The sequence below is a fragment of the Ahrensia marina genome, from assembly GCF_001293565.1.
Lineage (GTDB): Bacteria > Pseudomonadota > Alphaproteobacteria > Rhizobiales > Rhizobiaceae > Ahrensia > Ahrensia marina.
Map to the genome: position 1 here is coordinate 82,718 of NZ_JXMU01000003.1, position 23,956 is coordinate 106,673.

A 23,956-nucleotide genomic window follows, 5' to 3' on the forward strand; every position below is an offset into this window, starting at 1 on the left:
GACCAAGAATGATGACAGTCAATTGACGAAAATTGATCTGAGCGCGTTTATCCGCGCATCAAAGATACGTACAACACGAAACCCGCACCGTTTGAACCTTGGCTGTTTCCATTGGCAATTGCCGAGGCAACACCGGCGAGCGGGCCGACAAAAAGCATAACAAGAAGCGCAACACGTAAGCTGGGGCGTAAGTAACTGTTGTAAGCGGTTTTCATCTTCAAATCCTTATTGAGCCTGGCAGCTATGGGGAGCCGCATAAATGCACGGTGTGCTGTAATCGATTTTGAGAGAGTAAGCGGGGCGCGTACTGTGATTAAGTATCGCAACCATGGTCATTGCCATAACGGTTGCCAGCAAACAGATAATCGTAAAGCGCCGTGTTAACATCTCATGTCCCTCGAATGTGAGGACACTTTGCCTATCCGCCTGTGAACCAATGCTGAGACACGCGTTCATCTCCCGTTCAGGTTTGCGAACTGTTAGCGTCACTTAATTGTGTAGTTGCAAGATGGTCGGCGGGCTTGGCATTCATATTGCGCTCTGATTATTTGTACTTGATCAGGAGATGAATATGACAAGCGCAATCGAACTATATTACTGGCCGACACCCAATGGATGGAAAATTACCGTTGCTTTGGAAGAGCTGGACCTGCCTTATAATGTGAATTTTGTGAACATCGGCAAAGGCGATCAATTTGAACCTGATTTCCTGAAGATTGCACCGAATAACCGTATGCCGGCTATTGTGGATCCGCACGGGCCGGACGGTGAACCAATTTCAATTTTCGAGTCAGGCGCCATCCTTCAATATCTCGGGCGTAAAACCGGAAAACTCTATCCGTCCGATGAGCGCAGCCGGGTGGCAGTGGAAGAATGGCTGATGTGGCAAATGGGCGGTTTGGGTCCAATGGCAGGTCAGGCCCACCACTTCCGCATCTATGCACCGGAAAAACTACCCTATGCGGTTGACCGCTACACCAATGAATGTAACCGCCTTTATGGCGTGATGGACCGCAGGCTTGCGGATAATGAATGGCTTGCAGGCAATAACTACTCAATTGCCGATATCGCCTGCATAGGCTGGATTAGCCGGCACGAGCGCCAAGGACAGGATCTGGCGGATTTTCCCAATCTCAAGCGCTGGTATGAAACAATGATGGACCGCCCTGCTGTAAAGCGCGGCATGGCAGTTGCGCAGGATCTGGATCAAAAATCCAATATTGCCGGCAACGATGCTGCGCAAAGTGTTCTGTTTGGTCAGAAGTCAAAATAGCGATTAGCGTCGACACAATAGGCGACATAAAAAAGGCGGCCGGTGGGCCGCCTTAAAACTGTCTGCGTAAGTTAAAGAGTTATAGCTTTTTCCATGTCTGCGTTTTGCAGAACACTTTAAGCGCACAGCCGCGCATTTTCATGGATGAACCGGAGACAGTCGCTTTACCGGAATAAGTCTTGTCATCAGCAGGGTCCGTAACCGTACCTGTGTAAGGGCCGGTGCCCGACACTTTGCCAATCTGCTTGCCCTTATATTTGCCCGTTGTCAGCTTAATACAGAACGAGCCGCCGCATTTTGAAATTCTGGCTGTCTCACCGCTGGCTGTACGCCAGTTGCCTTCAATATCGGCTGCAATGGCCGGTGTTGCCATCAGGGCAGTCGCGGCGAGCGCCGCAAAAAAAGTCTTCTTCATGGTGTCCTCCCGAAATATCTGATCATTCCCGATCAGCCTCACATGTATAATATTGACGAAAACGTAAAAGTAAAATGATATTTTGCGTTGGTTTTCACGCTGTGGAAGCTCTGGCCCGCGCAGCAGGCAAAGTCCACTTTACATAAAATGCATTTCAAATTTAGCGCGTATTTTTATCAGCTAAGCTATTCAAGGTGAATGAAACGTTGAAATCGTCATGGTTTACACTTTTGAAATTTACTATTTATCTGTTTTAAATCAATTATTTGGATGTTTAATGATAATATAAATTTATAAAGCATTTTAATAGTGTTTGCTCAAAATTAAGGACGCTTTTTAGCCAGAGATTCAAAACTTCAGGCCATTCTACTCCCATAACAAATACGGGCATCAAACAAGCCCGGAAAAACAAAACAGATGTGATTGATATACAGGGGAACTTGAAAATGGCACGTTTTGAAATGGAAAATGCAGACATGGCAGCAATTGGCGGCGGCGCGAGTGCGGATGTTTTGTTTGAAATGGGATTGGTCGCTGCGACCGGCCGCGATTGTGAAATCAACTTGGTTGAAGCGCACAAATGGCTGAACATTGCCGCAATCAAAGGCTCACCGCGTGCAGCGCAGCTTCGCAGCGAGATTTCAGAATATATGTCAAAGCCTGAAATTGCGTCGGCACTGCGTTCAGCACGCGAATGGATGACAACGCACTAATACAAAGGCTGCTGCGCCCGCATGGGCGCGATCATAAGGCTTGCCCTGAGTTGTACAAGAGCCTCTAACTGGCGCCCATATAGCGGCCCGGCTTATGGTTGACGCCGAGGATCATGTTGAAAACCAGTGCGCCGATGACAGACCAGAACAATTGCTCGCCTGTGACGACAAAAGCCGCTGCGCCTAGAATCAAAAAATCGATCGCGAGCTGAACATAGCCCGCGCGCAAGCCTTTGTTGTTTTGCAGCCAGTAGACCAGAATATTGACGCCGCCGAGACCTGCGCCGTGACGAAATAGGGCCAGAAGGCCAAGCCCGATCATGGTGCCCCCTGCAACCGCCGCAAGGGCAGGGTGAACGTGACCGATCTCGATATAGTTTGGAAAGAACGGCACAAGCAAAGACATGCCCAACACAGCACAAAATGTTTTGATGATGTAGCGCAGTCCCATGCCGCCTATGCCGAAGAAAAAGAACGGCAGATTGATAACGAAAAACAAAAGACCGAATTTCAGGCCGGTGGCATAGCTGACAATCAATGAAATACCCGCCACGCCGCCAAGCACGATACCCGCAAGCTTGAATAAAAATACCCCGAAAGAGACCAGAATAACGCCGATGGAGATCGCGAAAATATCTTCGACAAGCGTGTGTCGGCTTTCACGGGCCAAAGTGATGGCGTCATGTCCTGTGACCGTTTTTTCGCTGCTCATTTCAGGCTTTCCAGAACTGCGGGAAGCACAGCTGATAATTGCTCAATCTCGTCGCTTTTGCCGGTGCTGACCCGTATGCAGCGATCAAGGCCCGGTGCCATTGGTTTGCGGACAAATATTCTGCGCTCCATTAAACCATTGAGGACTTGCATTGCAAATGCACCGTCCTGGCCGCAATCGATAGTCACAAAATTCGTTGCCGACTTTATGGGCGTCAAACCGTTTTTGAGTGCAATCGCGCTCAGTTCATCGCGTGCCGCAGCGTTTGTTGCGACGGTCTGCGCCAGCCATTCCTGATCTTTCAGTGCGGCCTCGCTTGCCGCTTGCGCCATAGCATTGATGCCGAAATGATTGCGAATTTTGTCAAACGGCGAGATGAGTTCGCTATGACCGATGGCATAGCCGCACCGAAGCCCGGCAATGCCATAGGCTTTTGAAAAAGTACGTAGACGAAGCAAATTGGGCCGGGAGCAATCAAGCGCGGGCAGGGTGCCTTCCGGTGCTGTTTCACCATAGGCTTCATCAAGAATAATCAGCGTGTCTTCCGGAACCTGATCGATGAAAGCTTCAATATCTTTGGCGGGCCACCATGTTCCCATCGGGTTGTCCGGATTGGAAACATAGACGATCGACGGTCGCAGTTTTTGTGCCGCTTCGGCCAGAGCGCCAAGATCCTCATGGTCATCGCGATAAGGCACGGTTTTCAATGTGCGGTCATAGGCTGCCACATGGTAGTTGAAGGTGGGATAAGCACCGGCTGATGTTAAAATTATATCCCGTTGCGATGAAAATATGCGAACGATCAGGCCCAATAGACCGTCAATGCCAGAGCCGATAACGACATTGTTCATTTCAATGCCCAGGTGTTGGCAAAGCGCCGCCCGCAGTGAATAGTTTTCAGGATCGGCATATTGGCCGACAGTCTGGCTGGCGATGCGTGCCATCGCGTCAATGGCGTTAGGCGAGCAGCCCAGATTGTTTTCATTTGCGCCAAGGCGCGCCAGAAAATGCTTTCCTGTTTCTCTTTCCGTGCGTTCAGGCGCAACAAAAGGAATCGTTGCCGGTAATGTCTGGATATGGTGATCGATTTTGATTGGCATAGCGCTCTCGTAATGAATTTATGGGCCAGCGTTATATGAATTACCGCTCAATGGGCACTCGTTCTTTAGATTTTAACAAAAGAAATGCAATCGTCGATCAAAACAAGCGCCAGCGCTTTTCCCTGATTCCCCAAGTAGAGTTTGCGTGTTCCTGTGCCGTTCTGCAAAAAGCTGCATAATTCTGCATGGGAAGGTATTGCCAAATCGCCCCAATCCCCTGTAAAGCCGCACGTGGAGACGTGGCCGAGTGGTCGAAGGCGCTCCCCTGCTAAGGGAGTAGGCCCCATAAGGGTCTCGAGGGTTCGAATCCCTTCGTCTCCGCCATATTTTCTCGCGCTTTACCGCCTGCCAATCCAAAGCGTTAAGAGGCTAGACTTGGAGCTTCTCCTCTGTTCTACGCCATTATCTGTCACACTTGGTTTATTCTCTCGGCTTCGGATTGAATAAACGGGCCAATAAGTTATTACGCAAAAATTTGGTGACTAATTTGTCAAATGCAGGTGTAGCGCATTTGGAGTAGGGAAATCTTCGACCGACAATGGGTTTTTCAGGGGAGGACGCTTTCTTTCTTCCCGACTGTTATCTCAAAGCCAACGCAATCGGGTTGGGTCAACGGATGCCCGGGCAGCAAACTGCTGAATGCCAGCGTTCAACAGATGCGGTAAGCAAAATTATCCGGACTGCAGCCGACGTTGCGGGCTTCAAAGATATCCAAGTCGGCGCGCATGATTTTAGGAAAGCAATTCACCCGTTTCTTGCGCGAAATGGAGATATGGATGTTAAACAGGAAACTGCAATTCAACTCAACTTCGGCCATACGCCAAGCGAGGTAAGTAAGAAAAACTATACCAACATGTCTGACCTACACCGTCAGGAATATTTGGACGAATTGTGCCGTGCAGCTCTCGGCCGAGATAACACAGCTTTGGTTCGCGCATACGAGAGAGACATAATATTTACTGATGACCCCGATTACTTTCGAGCAAAAGGACTACATAAAAAGCAACCAGCAGGTGGAAAAGGTCGGAAGGAGCAATAACCAATTTTGTGATTGTGCGTTTCGTAAGGTTTTGCCATTGAAGGCGCCATTCGATCAATGAAAGTTATAAAGCTCTTCCCGTTCATCAAGTCCTTTTGTCCATGATGTTTGGAAGGTCGCAACGGCGACATTCGCCGTTGCTTAGCAGGCAATTACGAAGCAAGTACTGAAAGAGATACCAACTCCCACTCCGGCTTATAGATATTTTGAACCCAAGCTGACGAAGCCGCGTGTCCAGATGTAGGTGATGTCCGCGATTCAAGCGTGATCAGGGATTTTATGTGACTTCTCAACAGCTCTATCCAATCTGTGTAAAAAAGCTGGCAATCAACCGGCAAACCTAATTGACATTTTTCAAACTGATATATTAGTATGTTAAATGAAGATCGAGTGTCGCTGTCGGCTGTGCCGTGAAGATGCGGTGGGTGAGAAATGGATTTGACTTGGAGGAGTATCCATTCTGACTCGCTTTGCTACAGCACAGCCGCTCTCAGATTTTCGAGGAAGGATCGGGCGGTCAATATCTGACTGTTTGATTGAACTGGTCAAATTGACCGCAATTTACGGTTTGCGAGGCGGACCTTTGGCAATCTTGGGCCAAGAATGGGAGAGAGAAATATGAAGTCTTTGAAGTTAATTTTGGGGACGCTTTCTGCGTCAGCCGCTTTTATGGGCGTGGCCGCAGCATGCGAAGTGACGCTGAAATCATCTGATACGCATCCAGAAGGCTATCCAACTGTGGAAGCTGTTAAATATATGGGTGAGCTACTTAACGAAAGTACTGATGGCCGGATTTGTGTCGAAGTGTTTCACTCAGCCCAATTGGGTGAAGAAAAAGATACTATCGAGCAGACCCAGCTTGGTGTCATAGATATGAACCGCGTTAGCCTTGGACCGTTCAACAATCTGATTGAAGAAACCAAGGTGTTCTCGCTGCCTTATATTTTCCGTTCAACAGAGCATATGCACAAAGTTGTCGATGGCGAGATTGGCGATGAAGTACTTGAAGCTTTCCAGGATCACAATCTTGTCGGGCTGGCTTATTATGACTCTGGTTCGCGCTCTTTCTACAATAAGCAACGCCCCATTGCATCCATCGAAGATGTTGATGGTTTGAAATTTCGTGTCATGCAGTCTGACATATTTGTCGACATGGTTGACGCGCTTGGCGGCAATGCAACGCCAATGCCTTACGGCGAAGTTTATTCATCAATTCAAACAGGCGTAATTGATGGCGCTGAAAACAACTGGCCGTCATTTGAAAGTTCGGGCCATTATGAGGTCGCCGGATATTATACGCTAGACCAGCATTTGATCGTGCCGGAAGTACTAGTGATGTCAAAAGCCAGCTTTGAAAAATTGTCCGATGAAGATCAGGCAGCTATACGCGAAGCTGCCAAGCAATCAGTCGGCAAAATGCGCGAGCTATGGGCGGCGCGTGAAAAAGCTTCTGAGGAAAAAGTGCGTGCGGCAGGCGTCGAAGTTATTACAGAAATCGATAAGCAGCCATTCATCGACAGCATGAAACCTGTCTACGAAAAGCACGTGACATCTGATGCGCTAAAAGCGCTTGTGACACGTATTCAGGAAGTAGAATAATTCTTTGAAAGTTAGTTGGTCCGACGCTTTGCGCCGGACTCTTTCGCGGCAGGCATCATGCAAAAACTCATGCTAAATCTCAGCAGCTTTCTGGATAGGCTGACTACTATCTGCATATGGGCGGCGGGCACGGGCTTGGTCTTTATGACGGCTTTTATCGCTTGGCAGGTGTTCGGTCGTTATGTCCTGAACGACACGCCAACCTGGACCGAAAGCACGTCGGTTATGATCATGGGATGGTTCATTTTCCTTGGTGCGGCCGTCGGTATTCGGGAAGGTTATCACTTAAGCTTTGACGTTATCCTGTATTTCCTGCCGCGGAAATTCCAATTGATACTGTTCTCAATTTCTGACGTCGTGGTTGCCGCATTCTCATTAGGCATGGTGATCTATGGCTGGCAATTAATGGCAAATGCATGGAACTCGACAATACCCAATATCGGCATATCCGGTGGTGTTGTGTTTCTCTCATTAACAATGGGTGGCGGACTCATTTTTTTGTTTTCACTTGAAAGACTGGCGCGCCGTGCGAGCGGCCTTCCAACCCGCCGTTTCGGCGATGCAGCCGACGAGGAAATCTAAATGGAACTCTATGTCCTCTTTGGCACCTTTACATTTTTGCTGTTTATCGGAACGCCGGTAGCTTTTTGTTTGGGGGTGTCCTCATTTGCAACAATTCTATATCTGGGGCTGCCGCCTGCGGTTGTTTTTCAACGCCTGAATTCCGGTGTGTCGGTCTTCGCACTTATGGCAATTCCGTTTTTCATTTATGCCGGCGAGTTAATGGTGCGCGGCGACATAGCGCGCAGACTTGTCGCGCTGGCCGGCGCTTTGGTGGGGCATTTTCGCGGCGGTCTCGGGCAGGTCAATATTCTGACCTCCGTGCTTTTTGGCGGTATTTCCGGTTCAGCTGCTGCCGATGCTTCTGCTGTTGGTGGTATCATGGTGCCGCAGATGAAGGAGCGGGGATATGACGCTGATTATGCGGTCAATGTGACTGTGGTATCTTCCATCATTGCGCTGATGCTACCGCCTTCGCACAATCTGATTATCTATTCGATTGCAGGTGGCGGGCGTATTTCGATTGCCGACCTTTTTACCGCAGGGATTATTCCGGGAATGATTTTGGCATTCTCGCTAATGGTCGCAGCTTGGATTGTGGCAAGAAAGCGTGGATATTCAACAGAAACATTTCCGGGCATTCGCGCAATCGGCATCATCTTTGTGTCTGCATTTCCCGGACTGATACTGGCAGCCATTATTTTCTTTGGTGTTCGCTCTGGCATATTCACCGCGTCTGAATCATCCGGCATTGCCGTGGTCTATGCGATCGGTGTTACGGCCTTGGTTTACAGAACGCTGGACTGGGAAAACTTTGTAGAAGCCACCAAAGGTGCTGTGCGCACCACAGCAATGGTTTTGCTTGTTATCGGCTGCGCTTCCGCATTTGGCTGGTTGCTCGCCTTCCTGAGAGTGCCTGCGCAGCTGGTGTCGTTCATGCAGACTTTCTCGGATAACCCTATCTTGATCCTGCTGATGATTAATCTGTTGCTGCTGTTTCTTGGCACGTTCATGGATATGTCACCGCTTATCGTGATAACAACGCCGATCTTTCTACCTGTCGCTATGGCTTTCGGTGTGGACCCCGTCCATTTCGGTATCATTCTGGTTCTCAATTTGGGCATCGGGCTTTGTACACCGCCGGTCGGTGCCGTGCTCTTTGTCGGTTGTGCGGTCGGCAATATTCCGATTTGGGATGTCGTCAAAACAATCTGGCCGTTCTATTTCGCTGCGATTTTCACGCTTATCCTCGTGACTTACATCCCGTCTTTATCGCTCTGGCTTCCTTCTTTGTTCCGGTGAGTTTCCGTATGAATTATGTCTCGAATTTTCCAATCGTCGATGCCGGTAATGGCGTAAACAGGCAGGTGCTCTCACAAAACGAGCAGTTGATGGTGGTTGCCTTCAATTTTGAAAAAGGTGGAGAAGGCACGCTTCACAGCCATCCTCATATCCAGTCAACCTATGTGGAATCCGGCAGTTTCACTTTCACCATTGATGGCGAAAGTTTTGATGTCAAAGCGGGGGATAGTTTCGTAATTCCCGCCAACTCCGTTCACGGCTGCAAATGTCACTGCGAAGGCAGGTTGATAGATACTTTCACGCCGCGCCGTGATGATTTTTTATAATTTAAGAGGACTATTATGCAGCAATCTGAAACGCGTTACGCGATTGATCCAACGACCGCAAAAGGCCTCGATACGGGCGGATTAAGGAACCATTTCCATATTGAAGGACTCTTTGCGCCAGGTGAAATAAAGCTGGTTTATAGTCATTATGATCGCATGATAATCGGCAGTGCTGTACCTGACGGCAAAACCTTGACGCTCGACCATGATGACGCAACCGGGACCGACGGTTTTCTCGACCGCCGCGAACTGGGCATCCTTAACATCGGAAAAGATGCGGATGTTACGGTACAAGGCGAGACATACCGTATCGGCAACGGGGAGGTACTGTACGTCGGTAAGGGTGCGGGGCCAGTAGAGATGAGCGGAGAAGGGCGATTTTACCTCCTTTCCTCTCCGGCGCACCAACAATTTCCGACAAAATTGATTACTTTGAAGGATGCACGCCGTGTCGAACTCGGCTCGCGGGAAAATGCCAATGAACGTGTCATCATCCAGTTTTTGCATCCGGAAGTGTATGAAACGTGCCAGCTTCTAATGGGCTATACGCAGTTCTCACCCGGTTCTATGTGGAACACAATGCCAGCTCACGTTCATGACAGGCGCATGGAGGCCTATCTTTATTTCGATCTTGATGCTGATCAGCGCGTTTTTCATTTCATGGGTGAGCCGGATGAAACTCGGCACATCGTCATTGCCAATGAAGAAGCGGTAATTTCGCCACCTTGGTCAATTCACAGCGGCGCTGGTACCGGATCGTACAGTTTCTGTTGGGCCATGGCTGGTGATAATGTGGATTTTACCGATATGGATATGGTTGCGATGGAGGCATTGCGATGACGCTTTTCTCGCTTGAGGGAAAGCGCGCATTGGTCACCGGCGCCAATACCGGTATAGGACAGGCAATCGCTGTCGAGCTTGCGCGCGCTGGCGCATATGTCCTGTGTGCCGGCAGGCGCTCATGCGCTCAAACCGTAGATGAAATCCAAAAAGTTGGTGCACATGGCGAGAGTGTTTTTCTGGATTTTGCCGATCCGATGGCTGGTGCAAAGAATATTGCCGCCTATGGCGAGCTCGATATTTTAGTCAACAATGCCGGCATCATCCGCCGAGAAGATTCATTGGAATTCTCTGAAGAGGATTGGGATGCCGTATTGGATGTGAATCTGAAAGCGCTGTTTTTTACGACGCAGGCATTTGCCAAACAATTGGTTGCACGCAAGAGCCGTGGCAAAGTAGTCAATATTGCCTCATTGCTGTCGTTCCAAGGTGGAATTCGTGTGCCGTCATACACGGCGTCAAAACATGGCGTTGCCGGTGTGACAAAAATCTTGGCAAATGAATGGGCGGCAAAAGGTATAAACGTCAACGCTGTAGCACCCGGTTATATCGCGACGAATAATACTGAAGCATTGCGCGATGATCCGGTGCGTTCGGCCGAAATTTTATCGCGAATACCGGCGGGCGAATGGGGCAAACCAGAGCATATAGCTGGCACGGCAGTCTATCTGTCTTCAGCGGCAGCTGATTATGTGCATGGCGCAATTTTGAATGTAGATGGTGGATGGATGGCGCGTTAATTGCGCCATTCCATCCTTATTCTTCAAAGTATTCGCTGTGCTTTTTCGATACTTCGCTGATAACGCCGTCTAACCGCGATAGATGGGCGTCAACCTGATTGACCAATCCTTCTTCGTCGCCTGTGTTGAGAAGATCGACAATCTTCACATGCTCTGAATATACCGCTTCTGTCTCGGCATGAAGTGAAAGAGAAAGCGCACAAAGACGATCTACTTTCGCTTTGTTTTCCGCGATCACTGAATAAACATTCGGATGGCCGGCAACGGTACAAATCAGACGGTGAAATTTGGAATCAAGTTCGCGGAAATGGGCAGTGTCGCCTCTATCTGCAGCAGATCTCTGTTCATCCAGATTGCGTTGAAAGCTGACAAGATGCTGATTATTCCACAATTTGCAGGCTTTGCGCGCAATCCCGATCTCAATAGATTTGCGGATGAAGCGCGCATCATCGACTTCAGAGATGGAAATTTTGCGTACGATGGTGGCGCTTTGCGGCTTAACCAGTAGCAATCCCATATTACTAAGTTTGATAAAGGCTTCACGAACAGGTTGCCTGGAAACGTCAAACTGTTTGGCAACATCAACAACAGAAACCTTTTCACCGGGCTTCAGCTTGAGAGACGTGATTTGATCGTACATGACGTCGAATACGTCGGACGCAGATGTCCGTCTCATTGCGCCGCTATGGCCATTATGTGCGTGATTTGAAAAGCTCATTTAGTTCGCAATGCCAAAAGCAACGTCCCCGGATCATGTTGAAAGTTTTTTGCAGAGAACTTGTATATTAGCGACAAATTTGAGCTATGTCATATGCTCTATTTCCGGTTCGCACGTGTTTATTTTTCTGGCGTCTGTTTATCGTGAAAAGCTCGGTACGGAGGAACGGCACCGCAAAGTGATTCAGAGAATAGGTTGATCATCGCTAAGAAACCGATGGAAGAGCCTCATCGTATATTGATTGATGATAACGCCAAAGCACATCATTGGTGTCAAGCCATGAAACTGGCAAGGTCAAGGAAGAGTTTGTTGTGTGCCTCTGTTCCAATTCACAAACCAATATTCGACGCGATTGATTATGGCATTGTTCCCTCAACGGCTCATTGATGACCGCCATACAGCAGCGATTCAGCTTCAAAAATATACGGTTTGCATTGGAAATCGCAAATAATAGTGCCTGCTTACCAACGCTTAGGGTTGGTTGGAAGCGTATGGTGTTAATTAATGGCAGACTTCGCTCCGCATTTATTTTTTCACGCTTTTCCCGCTGATTTTCTTACGCATCGCCCGTTGATACAGTTTCGGCGATGCGCGCATCAACAAAGATGAGATTTTTGCTATGCGGCCTACAGGAGTGAAGTCGCGCCTTTTTTCCAACCCTTGAAGAATTATATTCGCAGCGGATTCCGGCGTCATGTAATCAACGCCGTCTGAAGCCGAACCGGGACGCTGGATGCCATCTTCTGTTTGATCGGGATTGGCAATATTGGTCGCGACAAAGCTGGGCGCAGCAATCAGACAGTAAACGCCGAAAGCTGCTTCTTCAGAGCGCAGTGACGTAAAGAACCCCTGCAATGCATGTTTTGAAGCAGCATAGGCAGTGCGGCCATGCAGCGGCGCAAAACCGGCGACCGAAGAAATCGCAAGATGCGTACCACGGCTTTTGCGGATTGGGTGCAGGAACGCCCGTGTCATTTCAACGGCTGCAAAATAATTGATCTCGAAAACGCGACGGTGGCTTGCTGCATCCGTGTCGGCGAAGGGACCAATTTGGGATACGCCGGCATTGTAAATCACCAAATCGATTGATGGTCGGGATGCAATGATCTGTTTGGCTGCAATATGTAATGCCTTCGCATCTGTCAGATCAACGGTAACCGGTGTGCGGCTCGGCGATGCTTCCAGTCCGGTGGTATTGATGTCCATCAAAACGCAATGCCAGCCGCGCGCCTCAAGCAGTTGAGCCATTGCCCGTCCCAAGCCACCGTTTCCGCCGGAGATAATTGCCGTTCTCATAATCCAGCCTCGCGCTTCCAAAGGTCGAAGACCTGGACCGACGTCAATTCCGGCGTATAGCCGAACACGGTTTTGAGCTTATTATTGTTGAGCACAGGCCGGTATTGCAGAAACCGCACCTGTTCAGGGCCATATTGCGAGATGCCCAGCGGGTATGCCACGGCAAGGGCGGCCTTTAATGCCCATGCAGGCATGCGAAGAACCGGTTTGTTCAATGTTTGGGCCAGATTATCAACCGAAAGCCATCCGTCACCTGCCACATTGTATATGCCCGCCGGTCCATCGGTCGCGGCACGTTTTACAATGCGGACAAGATCTTGCGTCCAGATGAAGACAAACGGGCTGTCGCTGCCTTTAATCGCGAGCAGGCGCTTGCGGCGGAACAATGCTGTGATCTGGTTGTCAGTTCCGGCCCCGAGCACGGTGCCGACACGCAGGATCACTTGTTCAAGCTGCGGGTGTTCAACCCTTGCTTGCGCCAATATTTCCTCGACCTGCCGCTTGTGATCAGCATAAGCAAACTCCGGATTACCGCGGCAGGGATCTTCCTCGCGCAGCGGTACGGGGTTATCAGCGTGATAGCCGTAAGCGGCACCCGAACTGGTCACCACCAGGCGTTTGACCCCGTGCGCTATACAAGCGGCAAGCACGTTGCGTGTGCCGGTGACATCCACTGCAAATGCCTGTTCGCGCGTCATGCCCGGTCGCGGTGTCACAATGGAAGCGAGGTGGACAACAATATCGGGGCGCTCTTCTCCTATAATTTTATCAGGGTCGTTTCCGGTCACATCCATCCGCCGGAACGTTACACCATCTGGCAAGCCCGTTGAAGTCAGGTCCGTGACGACCGTCATGCTGTTTGGCAATGCCTTAGCCAGAGCGCGACCGACCATGCCTGCACCGCCGGTAATGAGAATACGGGTCATGGTGTCACCACTTTGCGGGACATGATACTGGCGAGAGCAAGTCCGGAAATTGCATGCCAGATACCCCAGAATGCGGCGACGATTGCCATGCCGCCAAGTCCACCGAAAAAGCTGAAGATCAATACCAGACCAAGACCTGAATTCTGAATGCCGGTTTCTATTGTTACGGCTCTGCGGTCAAATGGTGAAAGTCGCGCAAGCGTTGCCAGCAAATAGCCACCGCCAAGGCCAAGCGCATTGTGAACAATCACCAAACCGGCGATGCTGCCTGCAAAGGCGAGGAACAAGCCCCAATTGGCAGCCAGCGCGATGGCTATAAAGCCGACGAAGATTATCATTGAAAGCCATTGTAATGGCATACGCAATTTGGCGGTGAGGGCTGGTTTTCGGCTATTTAAGATTACGCCTAAAACGAGCGGTAAAACCAGCATCAGTCCAACCGTGATGGCAATGTTTACGGGGTCAATATTGGTGGCACGCAATATCTCGGCCGATGGGGGATAGAGACTGCCCCAAAAAGCGATGTTAAGTGGAGTCAGCACAATGGCAGCAACGGTTGCAAAGGCAGTCATCGATACTGATAGGGCCGCGTTGCCGCCGGCACGATGGGTTATGAAGTTGGAAATATTGCCGCCGGGGCAGGCAGCAACCAAAATAAGTCCAAGCGCAACCGATGCTTGGGGCTGTGCTGCCAGCACAAGCAGAAAGGTCAGCGCCGGCAACAGTACAAACTGCGACAGCAAGCCGATGACCAAGGGCTTGGGCGCTTTCGCCAAAACCTTGAAATCTTGCGGCTTGAGGTCGATGGCAATCGAGAACATCACCACGGCAAGAATTGCGTTAAGCAAGGTCAGTGAGCTAGCAGAGAAATCGAGGGCAGCTTCGTCTATCATGATTTGCTACCCGCCAGTTTGCGAATCCACCCTGTCACCGCTTTGCGATAAGTGGCTTTATCAACATAATAGGCCATACGCGGCAAGTCGATATAGTTCATGCCGCCCGTAGCGCGATCAAATCCTTTTGCTTTGGTTTTTTTCAGCTCATGCGCCGCGTTGTTTTGCGAACGCAGCCCTTTGATATAGCGCACAACCATCTCGGCTTGTTCGTGGCGCCCCTGCCAACCGAGCCCTGATGCTTCGACCATCCCCAACACGAATAGATCATCGCGTTCAGGATGCATGCAATTGAGATAGAGGTGTGGTGCGTCGCCTTGCCAGTTCAGATATTTATTATCGATGAACGAGTAGTCGAGCTTGTAGCCTGTTGCAGCAAGGATCATGTCATAATCGGCTTTGCTGCCATCTTTAAAGTGAACGGTCTTTCCGTCCAGATAATCAACATCCGGCCGCACTGACATGTCGCCATGGCCCGCATGGTAAAGCACCAGCGAATTCACAATGGGGTGGCTCTCGTAAAGCTTGTAATCGGGTTTGGGAAATCCGTATTTTTGAGGATTGCCGACAAACCACTTCAGGATAGTTCCATCCACAATCCGTTTAAGCGCCATTGGCAGCTTTATCGCGCCGCCGAGCGTATCGGCTGGCTTGCCAAAAACATATTTTGGCACGAAATAATAGCCGCGCCGCATCGAAAGATCACACGATATGCCGTGATGAATCGCATCCACCGCTATATCACAGCCGGAATTGCCCGCACCGACTACCAGCACCCGTTTGCCGTCAAATTGGCTGGCCTTGCGGTACTGTGATGCGTGTATCAGTTCACCTGTGAATTCTCCTTTGAAAGAAGGCATGTTCGGCGTGCTGAGAGTGCCGTTGGCGATAAGAATACCGGAGAACTCTTCTGTATGTTCACCCTTGTCATCGCGCCAAACCACCTGCCAGCCATCACCGGCATTGCCAAGCGGCGTGCATGAAAGAACCTTTGCGCCAAAGTGGTAGTGCTTAAACAGATCAAAATGTTCAGCAAAGTCCGTGAAGTAACGCTTCATTTCGCGATGCGAGGGGTATTCTGCCACCTCGTCACGCATCGGAAAGTCAGTAAATTCGGTCATCTTCTTGGATGAAATCAGATGTGCTGATTCATACATGGTCGATAGCGGGCCGTCGATGTCCCACAATCCGCCGACGCCTGAATTAAGCTCGAATCCTTGAAAATCCACCTCGTGCTCAACCAGAAGCTTTGCTGCCGCCAACCCCATTGGCCCCGCCCCGATCAGGGCAAACCGTTTGCGCGCATCTCCCATCGCGTCCTCCTTTGTTGATCCTTATCTTGAACATTTGTTCAATATAAGGCAAGGTGTTTTCATGAAAATTAGACAAGCCACTGACACCAAACGAAAAAGAGCCGCTTCCAAGCGGTCACTTGAAACAAAAAGCAGAGTCTTCGATGCGGCTGAAAAGGTTTTTGCCGATTGGGGATATGACGGGGCGACGATCCGCGATATTGCCGCTGAAGCCGGCGAACCTGTCGGGACGATCCATCATCATGGGGGCGGTAAAGAGGCACTTTTTCATCAGACTGTTGCACGGCGCGCCGAAATTCTTTCGAATGCCCGCCTGGACGCGCTTGAACAGGCACGTTCCGGCGACGGACTGCGCATTGAGCAGGTGATGGATGCTCTTATTCGCCCGTTTGTTGATCTGACGATTGAAAACCCGCGCTGGCGCAGCTACGCAAGGCTGGTGGCATATGTGTCAGCCGATGACCGTTGGCGGGCTATCTCGGCAGAGTGTTTCGATCCGACGGCTCAGATATTTATCGGGGTAATTCAGAAATGTCTGCCTCATGCAAAAAGGCAGCATATAGCCGAAGGGTTCGTGTTCTCTGTCTCGGCGATGCTTGCATTGTTGACATCAGAGCAGCGCATAAGCGCGCTTGGCGGGAAGGGGGCGACGCAAAACACCCAAGTTGACCACCTCATTCGCTTTTGCGTTGCCGGCTTTAACGCCGAACTGTGAAGGAGCGGAACTGGCGAAAGGAATTGTTGAAACTTATGAATGACCTGCCAGTTGCATCCGGTCTTAAAAGATTTCGACATAAATCAAACGAAGTGCTGTTCGCCATCAGACAGCGCCAATTCGCATGTTGCAAAGCCATTAAAACTCTGAACAGGTCTTTGCTTAAAGCCCAAGGTCTGATCCCTTAATAGTTACATTAAGGGTGTAGAAAGCTTTGATCCATAGAGTTGGAAGATCGTTTTACGCGTTTATCGTGTTTTGCGAGCGGGGGAGCCATGGATAAAGCAATCAAAAAAGTTTTGAAAGAGTCTGCGAAACGCGATGAGTGGCAACCGCCCGACCGCTATGCTGCGCCCATTAGCCAACTCTTGACTGCGCATGAAAACGCACATCAGGATTTGGACCGGTTAAATGCTGGCGCTGAACCGGTCATTTCTGAAGCAAAATTACTCAATACGATTATCAATCAGATTTCAGATCTTGTGTATGCGAAGGACACGGACGGCTATTTCCTTGTCGGAAGTGATGCTTTGGCGCGTTATTACGGGCTGGAAAGCGCTCAGGAACTGATTGGTAAAACCATATTTGATGTGCGTGGCGCCGCTGAAGCGAAGCGAATTACAGCGCGTGAACAAGCAATTATGGCTGGCGGCGATTCTCTGATCAATATGGAAGAAGAGCTGATAGACACCAATGGTGTGAGCAAATGGATACAAATTTCAAAAGTCGCGATGAAAGACGAAAACGGCAAAATCATCGGGCTTATCGGTATGGCGGGGGACATCACCGAACGCAAGAACAATGAACGTATTCTAGATGCTGAACGGCAATTGTTCCGTGCTTTGATTGACCAAGTCCCGGACTATTTGTTTGTGAAGGATACCGAAAGCGCTTTTGTGGTCGCCAACCGTGCGCTTGCTGCCGATTTGGGCTTGGAGCCGGCTGAGCTAATCGGAAAAACAGACTTTGCCTTTCATCGGGAAAAAATAGCGAGTAAATTTTATGGTGACGAACAGGAGATTGTACACACCGGCAAGGCATTATTTGATCTAGAGGAAATGGTCATCGATTATTCAGGCGCAGAAAAATGGTTTTCGGCGTCAAAGGCTCCCTTACTGGATGATGATAATCAAATTATCGGCATTGTTGGTGTTTGCCGCGATATTACACAACATAAGAAAAATGCTGAACGTATCCATTTCATGGCTATGCATGATGCGCTGACGCATTTACCGAACCGTACTTTGCTTGTTGAGCGTCTGGAACAAGGCATTGCGCAGGCCGAGCAGTCGCAAGGACGATTGACTGTTTTGTTTATCGATCTTGATAATTTTAAAAACGTCAATGACAGTCTGGGTCACAACGCTGGCGATATACTCATCAAAGCAGTTGCAGACCGTTTGACCTCATCTGTGCGATCATCAGACACAGTGGCGCGCCTTGGCGGGGATGAATTTGTCATTCTTCTCGCTGATGAAGATAAACTGGCCAGCGATGTGGGCATGATTATTGAAAGAGTACGCGCTGCAATAGCCAAGCCATTTATCATTGAAGGCCAACAGTTCAGTGTAACCTGTAGCATTGGCGGGGCGGCTTTTCCAAAAGACGGTACTGACTCGACAACTTTGTTGATGAACGCCGACATTGCTATGTATCAGGCCAAAGGCAGTGGACGTGACAGTATCGTTTTTTACACGCAAGGAATGGACGATGCTTCGCGTGAACAGCGAATGTTGCTGGAAGGGCTAAAAAGCGCCATTGCCAATGATGAGATATCGCTCGTTTATCAGCCGCAGGTGGAACTTGAGACAGGAGAAATATTCGCGGTTGAGGCGCTGGCACGCTGGCATAATTTCGAATTGGGGCATGTGTCGCCTGCAAAATTCATACCCTTGGCAGAAGATAGCGGACTGATCGTACCTATAGGTGATTGGGTGCTTCAGGAGGCTTGCCGCCAGAACAAGGCTTGGCAAGATGCGGGTATGAAGCCCATCACGGTTTGCGTTAATGTATCAACCCGCCAGATCAGAGAACCAGATTGGGTTCAGCGCGTGGCTGAAATTCTGCGCGAAACCGGAATGGATGCTCAGTATCTGGAGTTGGAAATCACGGAAAGCATGCTGATGTCTGACGTTGAGCAGGCGATCAATATGATGCGCGCATTACGTGAAATCGGTGTCAATTTTGCTATCGATGATTTTGGCACAGGATATTCAAGTCTCAGTGCCCTAAAGAGTTATCCAGTCACAAGGTTAAAACTGGACCGGTCGTTCATTACCGACCTAGAAAACAATAACGATGAAAAACATATAGCTGAAGCGATTATTTCACTTGGACAAAAGCTGGATATGCGGGTGATTGCGGAAGGTGTTGAAACAGATGAGCAACTCGATTTTCTGAGAGAAGCGCACTGTGATGAATTTCAGGGCTTTCATTTTAGTAAACCCGTTGGTCCTGCTGTGGTCGCTGAGATGATCTCTAATCATGTATTGTTGAAATAGGGGATAAATACACTCTAGATATATCGGTCAGGCAAATAACGGTGCATAACGAGACCGGTTTTTGTAATGGCGATTTATCGCACAACCAATTTATTTCATAATATAGCAAGCTGTATTTCGCATTGGTTAAATACAAGAAGCCATCTCCACATAATATTATATGGTCTAACTGGACGTTGGCGGCGGCGTGTAATAGGGGCTGCGAAGCTCGTTCAAAACTTTCATCAATTGCGCCTGCCGCTTTACGTTTGCTTTTTCGAAAATATTCGAGAGCTGCGTGCGCGCTGTATTCACAGAAATTCCACAGCGTTGAGCCGCAGCAGCGCGTCCATCACCTACAAGCATTTCTATTGCAAGTTTCGTTTCGGCCGGTGTGAAATCGAATCTCTGCTGTAATACCTTTTCGTATTGCGCGCGCCGAAGGTCTGGATCATCAAAAACAAGAATTGCGGCAGGAGTTGAGTTGATATATGCTAATCCTGCAGTGCGAAAAGGTCTTATATCAACGGTAAGATTTGTACCTTTCGCGCCCGATTCAAGAAAAATATAATCACCGTGACCTGAGACCCGTTTTCCCTCCAATTTATCGGAGAATCCGTCGGTTTGTTTTTGACCTTATGCGGTCTGCTTTTGCAATGTCATTTTCGTCGCGTATTCTTGGGGCGTGAGATTGCCCAGTGATGAATGTGGTCTGTTCCGGTTGTAATCCTCCTTCCATTCGGTGATGTGATGTCGGGCATGACTGAGCGATGAAAACAATGTCTCATTGAGGCACTCGTCGCGGAAGCTGCCGTTAAAGCTTTCGACAAAACCGTTCTGCATTGGCTTGCCGGGCTGGATGTAATGCCATTCAACATTTGTTTCCTGAGACCATTTGAGAATGGCCATACTGGTGAACTCCGTGCCGTTGCCTCAGTTTCCAAAGTTGTAACTTGGTTGGAAACCAACACATTACGACCTGTACGGCGTCAGATGCAAACGACTATGAAATCTGAAGGCAATGACAGTGAGGCAGCGCGCTTAGATCAGGCAGCGTCACAAATTGATATGGTCGCAGAATATCTGTGGGATGAAGAGATCATCTTGCCATCGCCGTACTAAAATAATTGGGCTGAAAATCATAAATGTTACGCGAACAGAGATCTTTCGTGGATCTGATTTTTCCGGAAACCCATTTCAAGTTGCATTCAAAAGTTTCGCGAATTGGTAGCTTAGACTTAGAGTTAAAATTAGCCACGGCTCAATTTCATTTTGTTTGTGCAAGAAGTTCACGGGCCGCTATAGTCGTTTTATACAGACGCAACGCATGGTCCCTGTAAGCCAAATGCGAGCTTTAAGCCCGGCGCTACGGAGGTGTGCTTGGCCCAATTTCGTCATTTGTTTAATTATAGCGAAGGAACATTCTCTCGAACTGGCGGATCTATTTCGGTTGGGCGTTTGAATAATTTTTGATCCTCGTCAGACTTCGAGCCCCAACTCCTTATCGCTTGCTGTGCCTTCATACTTATCGCGTGGTGGCCAAGGTCGTTCCTGCCAACTTGGGTTGAACACAAAACTTAAAATCGCGCGAGATTCCACTAAAGCTCCGTTTCCTGCACCTAATGCGTAATCATAATAAAGTTTGATGATTTGCTCCTCGGACACTTGATCCGTCGACGGGTGAGTTAAGCAGGCATCCCGCCATATACGCACCCGGTCATAATCGTTGCTATCCGGCAACTCAAACCCTTCATAGTAATCTAGGAACCAAAACCGCTGAAACATCGGCGCAAATACCGCTTCCGCCAAACCGAAGCCATCAAAGAGCCATGGTCCTTTCTGGTTCTGCTCAGCCAAAAATCCATTGATGTTACGATACAAGGACAAGAGCTCTTTATTAAACTCGCTTCTGCGGTTACGGTCTTGGTTCATAACTAAGAGATAGCCGGCCATCGTGAACGCACCTTCTTTCGCGATCAACATTGACTCGATTGCATGTTCAGCCGGATCGGTGCGCCGAAGCGCCGGGCCATCCAACGCCTCATCAAGATAGCGCAGAATCACAAGACTTTCCTTTAAAATCACGCCACCGGGTGTTTCCAAGACCGGCAGCGCAGTTGTGCCCCGAGTCTTAGCTAGGAGCGCAGGGTCTCGTGGTCTGGTGATGTCGACTAATCGAAACTCGACAGCGTCCATTTGCCCGCGCAAAGTAAGAAGTATCTCCAGTCGCTGCGAAAAAGGGCAGACGGGAATGTGATGAACGATATGCTTGACGCTCATCGGCTCAATCCAGTGGAGGACCAGTAAATGAAAGGTTGTGTCGTTGGGCGGATTCCTTGATTGATGGCATGTCGTCGGGTATTTGGAACTGGCCAGCAGCCATTTCTTCAAAAAAACCTTCAAAGCCGCCAGGTGTCAAAATCACAAGGTGTCGTGAGGGCATATTGCCCACGACCTTAAATGTATGCTCTTTGCCGCGCGGAATAAAGATGCTTTCGCCTGGGTTGACGAAAATTTCTTCGCCTTCGATCCAGAGCTTGCAGGTTCCTTTGATCACGACGAAAGTCTCGTCTTCATTGTGGTGTATGTGGCGCGGTGGTCCGCTACCTGCCTGTGATAAGCTGTCAACGATCGACATGGCACCGCCGGTTCGTTCCGGGCTAAGGATAGTCTTGTATTTGACTCCGAGCCATTCAACGGCGCCGTCCGCTTTGGTTAGTTCTTTCATATTTTTCTCCAACCCGTGGATGAAAACGAAAGCGCTTTCGTTGACAATACGCTAGTCGTTCGCCACGGTATTGGACAAATCGTTTCTTTCAATATTAGGTATCGTGAAATTGAATTTCGCTACATTTGATTTGAATTTACTTCGCGTTCTCGATGCACTTTTAAGTGAAGGTTCCACGGTTAAAGCGGGTGAACGGTTGGCTATGTCGCAATCAGCAGTATCGGGCGCTTTGTCCCGCCTGCGTCATAGTTTGAACGATCCGCTCTTCATAAGACAGGGCAACCGGTTGGTTGCTACCGACTATGCTATCGCGCTCAAGAACCCAATTCAGGAAGAACTTGAAAGGCTGGAAACCATACTGGCTCCGCCTTCTGCATTTGAACCGAGAACCGCAACGGGAGTCTTCAGGATCGCTGGAAGCGATTTTTTTGCAGAACTCTTGATGCCGTCGCTCGGTGACCTTTTGTATCGCGAAGCGCCCGGGTTACGGGCTCAACTTGTCGACCTTGTACCGCATGATTACATTGCAAGCCTCGAACGTCGCAATGCGGACATAGCTCTTATTCCGGACATGGAGCTGCCGGAGTGGGTTAATCGAGCACCGTTGTTTACTTCGCCATTCCATGTCATTGCTCGCGCAGCAAACCCTGGCATTGAGGGGCTTGAAGCCGAGGACATGATGCCGGTGGATGTTTTCTGTAATCTGCATCATGTTCTTTTTTCTCCAGAGGGCAATCTGGCGGCCATGGGAGATGCCGCGCTTGCTCGGGTCGGGAAAAAGCGACAGGTTGCGATGACGGTACCGGTCTTTTCTGGGGTTTGCCGCGCCGTGAGCGAAAGTGACTTGATCGCGTTGGTGCCTGCGCAACTAGCCGCCAAGGTAGCGGCAGACTTTGAGCTCGCCGTATTCAAGCCGCCGATGCCGATCGATCCTATCTTAATCATCGGTATTTGGCACAAACGAAATGACAAAAAGCCTCTGGCCTCTTGGGTGCGGGGACAGGTTATCGATCTAATGAAGCAACTAGATGTATGAGGGCGCATTCAATCACGTGATCGGTTCCCGATTGCGGCCAGTCAGCATATGGTAGCTCTTGTGCGTCGCTGTTATTGGTGCAAAATGCAGCAAATGACCGCTTGTTGCCCATCATAACCGATTAAGGTAGGTGTTTTGGTTTCTTTGGCGAGTATCGTTGACACGAACTCATTCACTGCGTGTGAGACTTTCATTGCAGCAATCATGATTAGAGCTAAGTTTGTTGCGCGGCGTAAGATGCGTTGAACTACATTCCATATTCCGCACGCTAAATCTGCTGGAAAGAGCGCTCGATTTCACCGAAGACCATTGATGCGGCCGGTGTAAACTCTGCCCCTGCGCGGCAGATTAGAGAGTAGGGTTCAACAGAGATGGGTAAATTCGTTTCAAGCGTAACCAAGCCGCTTGTTCCGCCTTCGTCTGCTGCGAAACTTCTGGCAACGGATGTCGCAATCGGGGCAATGGCGTTGGACTGCCTGACAAGTGCCAACGTAAACAAATAAGACGAGGTCGTGAGAACGTTTTGAGGCAAAGGTATTTTTGCATGACTCAACTTTCTTTCGACTGTCGTCCGCAATATTGCGCCCGGTTTCGGCATTATCCAGTCATATTGGAGCAGCGCATCAATAGGCAGAACACCTGCGTTTCTGGCAAGCGCATGACCCGGCCTTACCACAAATGAAACCTGTTCTTCCATTTTTATCAACTGTGTGAATTGCCGGTGGTCAGCGTAATGGGGAAGGCGGCAAAGAGCGAAATCGAGTTCACCATCAAGCACCATCGGGATGAGGACATCACTAGCGGCAACATCCACTCGTAAAGATATCGTCGGATAACTTAACCGTATTTGGCGCAGCGCCGGTATCGCAAAATCGATTGCCGGGCCGGTGACTGAGCCAAGCGAAACAGAGCCGTAAATGCCTTTGGAAAGTTCATCGATTTCCTGACCCGCACCTGCAATCTCTCGAAGAATTCGCGAAGAGCGCAGGGCGAATTTTTCTCCCGCACTTGTCAGCTCAATACCGCGGCCGGTGCGGCGATACATTGCTATGCCGCTTAATTGTTCCAGTTCGCTTGCCAGCCGCGACGCGGCAGGCTGGCTGATGCCAATGGCATCAGCGGCAGCAGAAATACCACCATATTGGCGCAGGACTGCGGCAAAGCGCAGGTGAGAAAGCTTCAAACCTCTGTTTAATAAATCAATAGACATATATACCTAATATAGCAATTT

Annotated in this window: 26 protein-coding genes, 1 tRNA gene and 1 pseudogene; 14 read left to right on the forward strand and 14 right to left on the reverse strand. The window is 49.4% G+C overall.

Going from position 1 to position 23,956, the window contains the following annotated elements; all coding sequences use genetic code 11:
- Positions 1–47 precede the first annotated feature (47 nt).
- Complete coding sequence (locus SU32_RS17315) at positions 48–215, reverse strand: hypothetical protein (RefSeq protein WP_160316286.1); 168 nt, start codon at positions 213–215, stop codon at positions 48–50.
- Positions 216–571: 356 nt separating this feature from the next.
- Here SU32_RS17315 and SU32_RS03280 point away from each other — a divergent pair, with 356 nt between their 5' ends.
- On the forward strand, positions 572–1,273 hold the full coding sequence (locus SU32_RS03280; RefSeq protein WP_053997911.1) for a glutathione binding-like protein: 702 nt from the start codon (positions 572–574) through the stop codon (positions 1,271–1,273).
- A 79-nt stretch (positions 1,274–1,352) separates the two neighbouring features.
- Here SU32_RS03280 and SU32_RS03285 read toward each other — a convergent pair whose 3' ends face one another.
- Positions 1,353–1,688, reverse strand: a complete 336-nt coding sequence (locus tag SU32_RS03285; protein ID WP_053997912.1) for a DUF2147 domain-containing protein — start codon at positions 1,686–1,688, stop codon at positions 1,353–1,355.
- Between the two features lie 446 nt (positions 1,689–2,134).
- Between SU32_RS03285 and SU32_RS03290 the strand changes: the two genes are divergently transcribed.
- Entirely contained in the window at positions 2,135–2,401 is a 267-nt protein-coding gene (locus SU32_RS03290; RefSeq protein ID WP_053997913.1) for a sel1 repeat family protein, read from the forward strand.
- Positions 2,402–2,465: 64 nt separating this feature from the next.
- Here the strand turns inward: SU32_RS03290 and SU32_RS03295 are convergent, their stop codons facing one another.
- Together SU32_RS03295 and SU32_RS03300 are read right to left on the reverse strand one after the other, a co-directional pair.
- Positions 2,466–3,113 (reverse strand): YitT family protein, encoded by a 648-nt coding sequence (locus SU32_RS03295; protein WP_053997914.1) that lies wholly within the window; start codon positions 3,111–3,113, stop codon positions 2,466–2,468.
- On the reverse strand, positions 3,110–4,213 hold the full coding sequence (locus tag SU32_RS03300) for a pyridoxal phosphate-dependent aminotransferase (RefSeq protein ID WP_053997915.1): 1,104 nt from the start codon (positions 4,211–4,213) through the stop codon (positions 3,110–3,112). Before SU32_RS03300 ends, SU32_RS03295 begins: the two co-directional genes overlap by 4 nt.
- 233 nt (positions 4,214–4,446) lie before the next feature.
- On the opposite strand from SU32_RS03300, the gene SU32_RS03305 reads away from it, so the two are divergent.
- The 8 genes from SU32_RS03305 (at position 4,447) to kduD (ending at position 10,620) form a co-directional block, all read left to right on the forward strand.
- Positions 4,447–4,537: transfer RNA gene (locus tag SU32_RS03305), tRNA-Ser, on the forward strand.
- Between the two features lie 214 nt (positions 4,538–4,751).
- Entirely contained in the window at positions 4,752–5,252 is a 501-nt protein-coding gene (locus SU32_RS03310) for a hypothetical protein (protein WP_053997916.1), read from the forward strand.
- A 618-nt stretch (positions 5,253–5,870) separates the two neighbouring features.
- Complete coding sequence (locus tag SU32_RS03315) at positions 5,871–6,851, forward strand: TRAP transporter substrate-binding protein (RefSeq protein ID WP_053997917.1); 981 nt, start codon at positions 5,871–5,873, stop codon at positions 6,849–6,851.
- Between the two features lie 57 nt (positions 6,852–6,908).
- Positions 6,909–7,433, forward strand: a complete 525-nt coding sequence (locus SU32_RS03320) for a TRAP transporter small permease (protein WP_053998068.1) — start codon at positions 6,909–6,911, stop codon at positions 7,431–7,433.
- The gene (locus tag SU32_RS03325) at positions 7,434–8,714 is read left to right on the forward strand and encodes a TRAP transporter large permease (protein WP_053997918.1); all 1,281 of its coding nucleotides are present in this window, start codon (positions 7,434–7,436) and stop codon (positions 8,712–8,714) included.
- 8 nt (positions 8,715–8,722) lie between these two features.
- Positions 8,723–9,040: a cupin domain-containing protein gene (locus tag SU32_RS03330; RefSeq protein WP_053997919.1), complete on the forward strand. Its 318-nt coding sequence runs from the start codon at positions 8,723–8,725 to the stop codon at positions 9,038–9,040.
- A gap of 15 nt (positions 9,041–9,055) precedes the next feature.
- Entirely contained in the window at positions 9,056–9,880 is an 825-nt protein-coding gene (gene kduI / locus SU32_RS03335) for a 5-dehydro-4-deoxy-D-glucuronate isomerase (RefSeq protein ID WP_053997920.1), read from the forward strand.
- Positions 9,877–10,620, forward strand: a complete 744-nt coding sequence (gene kduD, locus SU32_RS03340) for a 2-dehydro-3-deoxy-D-gluconate 5-dehydrogenase KduD (protein WP_053997921.1) — start codon at positions 9,877–9,879, stop codon at positions 10,618–10,620. Before kduI ends, kduD begins: the two co-directional genes overlap by 4 nt.
- Positions 10,621–10,636: 16 nt before the next feature.
- On the opposite strand, the gene SU32_RS03345 is transcribed toward kduD, so the two are convergent.
- From SU32_RS03345 to SU32_RS03365, 5 genes are all read right to left on the reverse strand, one after another.
- Positions 10,637–11,338 (reverse strand): GntR family transcriptional regulator, encoded by a 702-nt coding sequence (locus tag SU32_RS03345; RefSeq protein ID WP_053997922.1) that lies wholly within the window; start codon positions 11,336–11,338, stop codon positions 10,637–10,639.
- A 525-nt stretch (positions 11,339–11,863) separates the two neighbouring features.
- The gene (locus SU32_RS03350) at positions 11,864–12,634 is read right to left on the reverse strand and encodes an SDR family NAD(P)-dependent oxidoreductase (RefSeq protein WP_053997923.1); all 771 of its coding nucleotides are present in this window, start codon (positions 12,632–12,634) and stop codon (positions 11,864–11,866) included.
- Positions 12,631–13,560: an SDR family oxidoreductase gene (locus SU32_RS03355; protein WP_053997924.1), complete on the reverse strand. Its 930-nt coding sequence runs from the start codon at positions 13,558–13,560 to the stop codon at positions 12,631–12,633. Before SU32_RS03355 ends, SU32_RS03350 begins: the two co-directional genes overlap by 4 nt.
- Positions 13,557–14,453, reverse strand: coding sequence for a bile acid:sodium symporter family protein (locus SU32_RS03360; RefSeq protein ID WP_053997925.1), 897 nt, complete (start codon positions 14,451–14,453; stop codon positions 13,557–13,559). Before SU32_RS03360 ends, SU32_RS03355 begins: the two co-directional genes overlap by 4 nt.
- Positions 14,450–15,766 (reverse strand): flavin-containing monooxygenase, encoded by a 1,317-nt coding sequence (locus SU32_RS03365; RefSeq protein ID WP_053997926.1) that lies wholly within the window; start codon positions 15,764–15,766, stop codon positions 14,450–14,452. The genes SU32_RS03360 and SU32_RS03365 overlap by 4 nt, the downstream gene beginning before the upstream one ends.
- A 61-nt stretch (positions 15,767–15,827) precedes the next feature.
- On the opposite strand from SU32_RS03365, the gene SU32_RS03370 reads away from it, so the two are divergent.
- Together SU32_RS03370 and SU32_RS03375 are read left to right on the forward strand one after the other, a co-directional pair.
- Positions 15,828–16,481, forward strand: coding sequence for a TetR/AcrR family transcriptional regulator (locus tag SU32_RS03370; RefSeq protein ID WP_053997927.1), 654 nt, complete (start codon positions 15,828–15,830; stop codon positions 16,479–16,481).
- Positions 16,482–16,756: 275 nt separating this feature from the next.
- A complete protein-coding gene (locus SU32_RS03375) occupies positions 16,757–18,982 on the forward strand; it encodes a putative bifunctional diguanylate cyclase/phosphodiesterase (protein ID WP_053997928.1) in 2,226 nt (741 codons plus the stop codon).
- A gap of 165 nt (positions 18,983–19,147) precedes the next feature.
- On the opposite strand, the gene SU32_RS17210 is transcribed toward SU32_RS03375, so the two are convergent.
- A complete protein-coding gene (locus SU32_RS17210) occupies positions 19,148–19,327 on the reverse strand; it encodes a helix-turn-helix transcriptional regulator (RefSeq protein WP_144421022.1) in 180 nt (59 codons plus the stop codon).
- Between the two features lie 270 nt (positions 19,328–19,597).
- A pseudogene (locus SU32_RS03385) lies at positions 19,598–19,891 on the reverse strand (integrase core domain-containing protein); the annotation flags it as partial.
- 63 nt (positions 19,892–19,954) lie between these two features.
- Here SU32_RS03385 and SU32_RS17570 point away from each other — a divergent pair.
- The gene (locus tag SU32_RS17570; protein WP_281175862.1) at positions 19,955–20,083 is read left to right on the forward strand and encodes a hypothetical protein; all 129 of its coding nucleotides are present in this window, start codon (positions 19,955–19,957) and stop codon (positions 20,081–20,083) included.
- A gap of 357 nt (positions 20,084–20,440) precedes the next feature.
- Here SU32_RS17570 and SU32_RS03390 read toward each other — a convergent pair whose 3' ends face one another.
- Entirely contained in the window at positions 20,441–21,241 is an 801-nt protein-coding gene (locus tag SU32_RS03390; protein ID WP_053997931.1) for a glutathione S-transferase family protein, read from the reverse strand.
- A gap of 4 nt (positions 21,242–21,245) precedes the next feature.
- Complete coding sequence (locus SU32_RS03395) at positions 21,246–21,689, reverse strand: cupin domain-containing protein (protein WP_053997932.1); 444 nt, start codon at positions 21,687–21,689, stop codon at positions 21,246–21,248.
- A gap of 70 nt (positions 21,690–21,759) precedes the next feature.
- Here SU32_RS03395 and SU32_RS03400 point away from each other — a divergent pair, with 70 nt between their 5' ends.
- Positions 21,760–22,725, forward strand: a complete 966-nt coding sequence (locus SU32_RS03400) for a LysR family transcriptional regulator (RefSeq protein WP_245625483.1) — start codon at positions 21,760–21,762, stop codon at positions 22,723–22,725.
- Positions 22,726–22,993: 268 nt separating this feature from the next.
- Here SU32_RS03400 and SU32_RS03405 read toward each other — a convergent pair whose 3' ends face one another.
- Positions 22,994–23,935 (reverse strand): LysR family transcriptional regulator, encoded by a 942-nt coding sequence (locus SU32_RS03405; protein WP_053997933.1) that lies wholly within the window; start codon positions 23,933–23,935, stop codon positions 22,994–22,996.
- Positions 23,936–23,956: the final 21 nt, after the last annotated feature.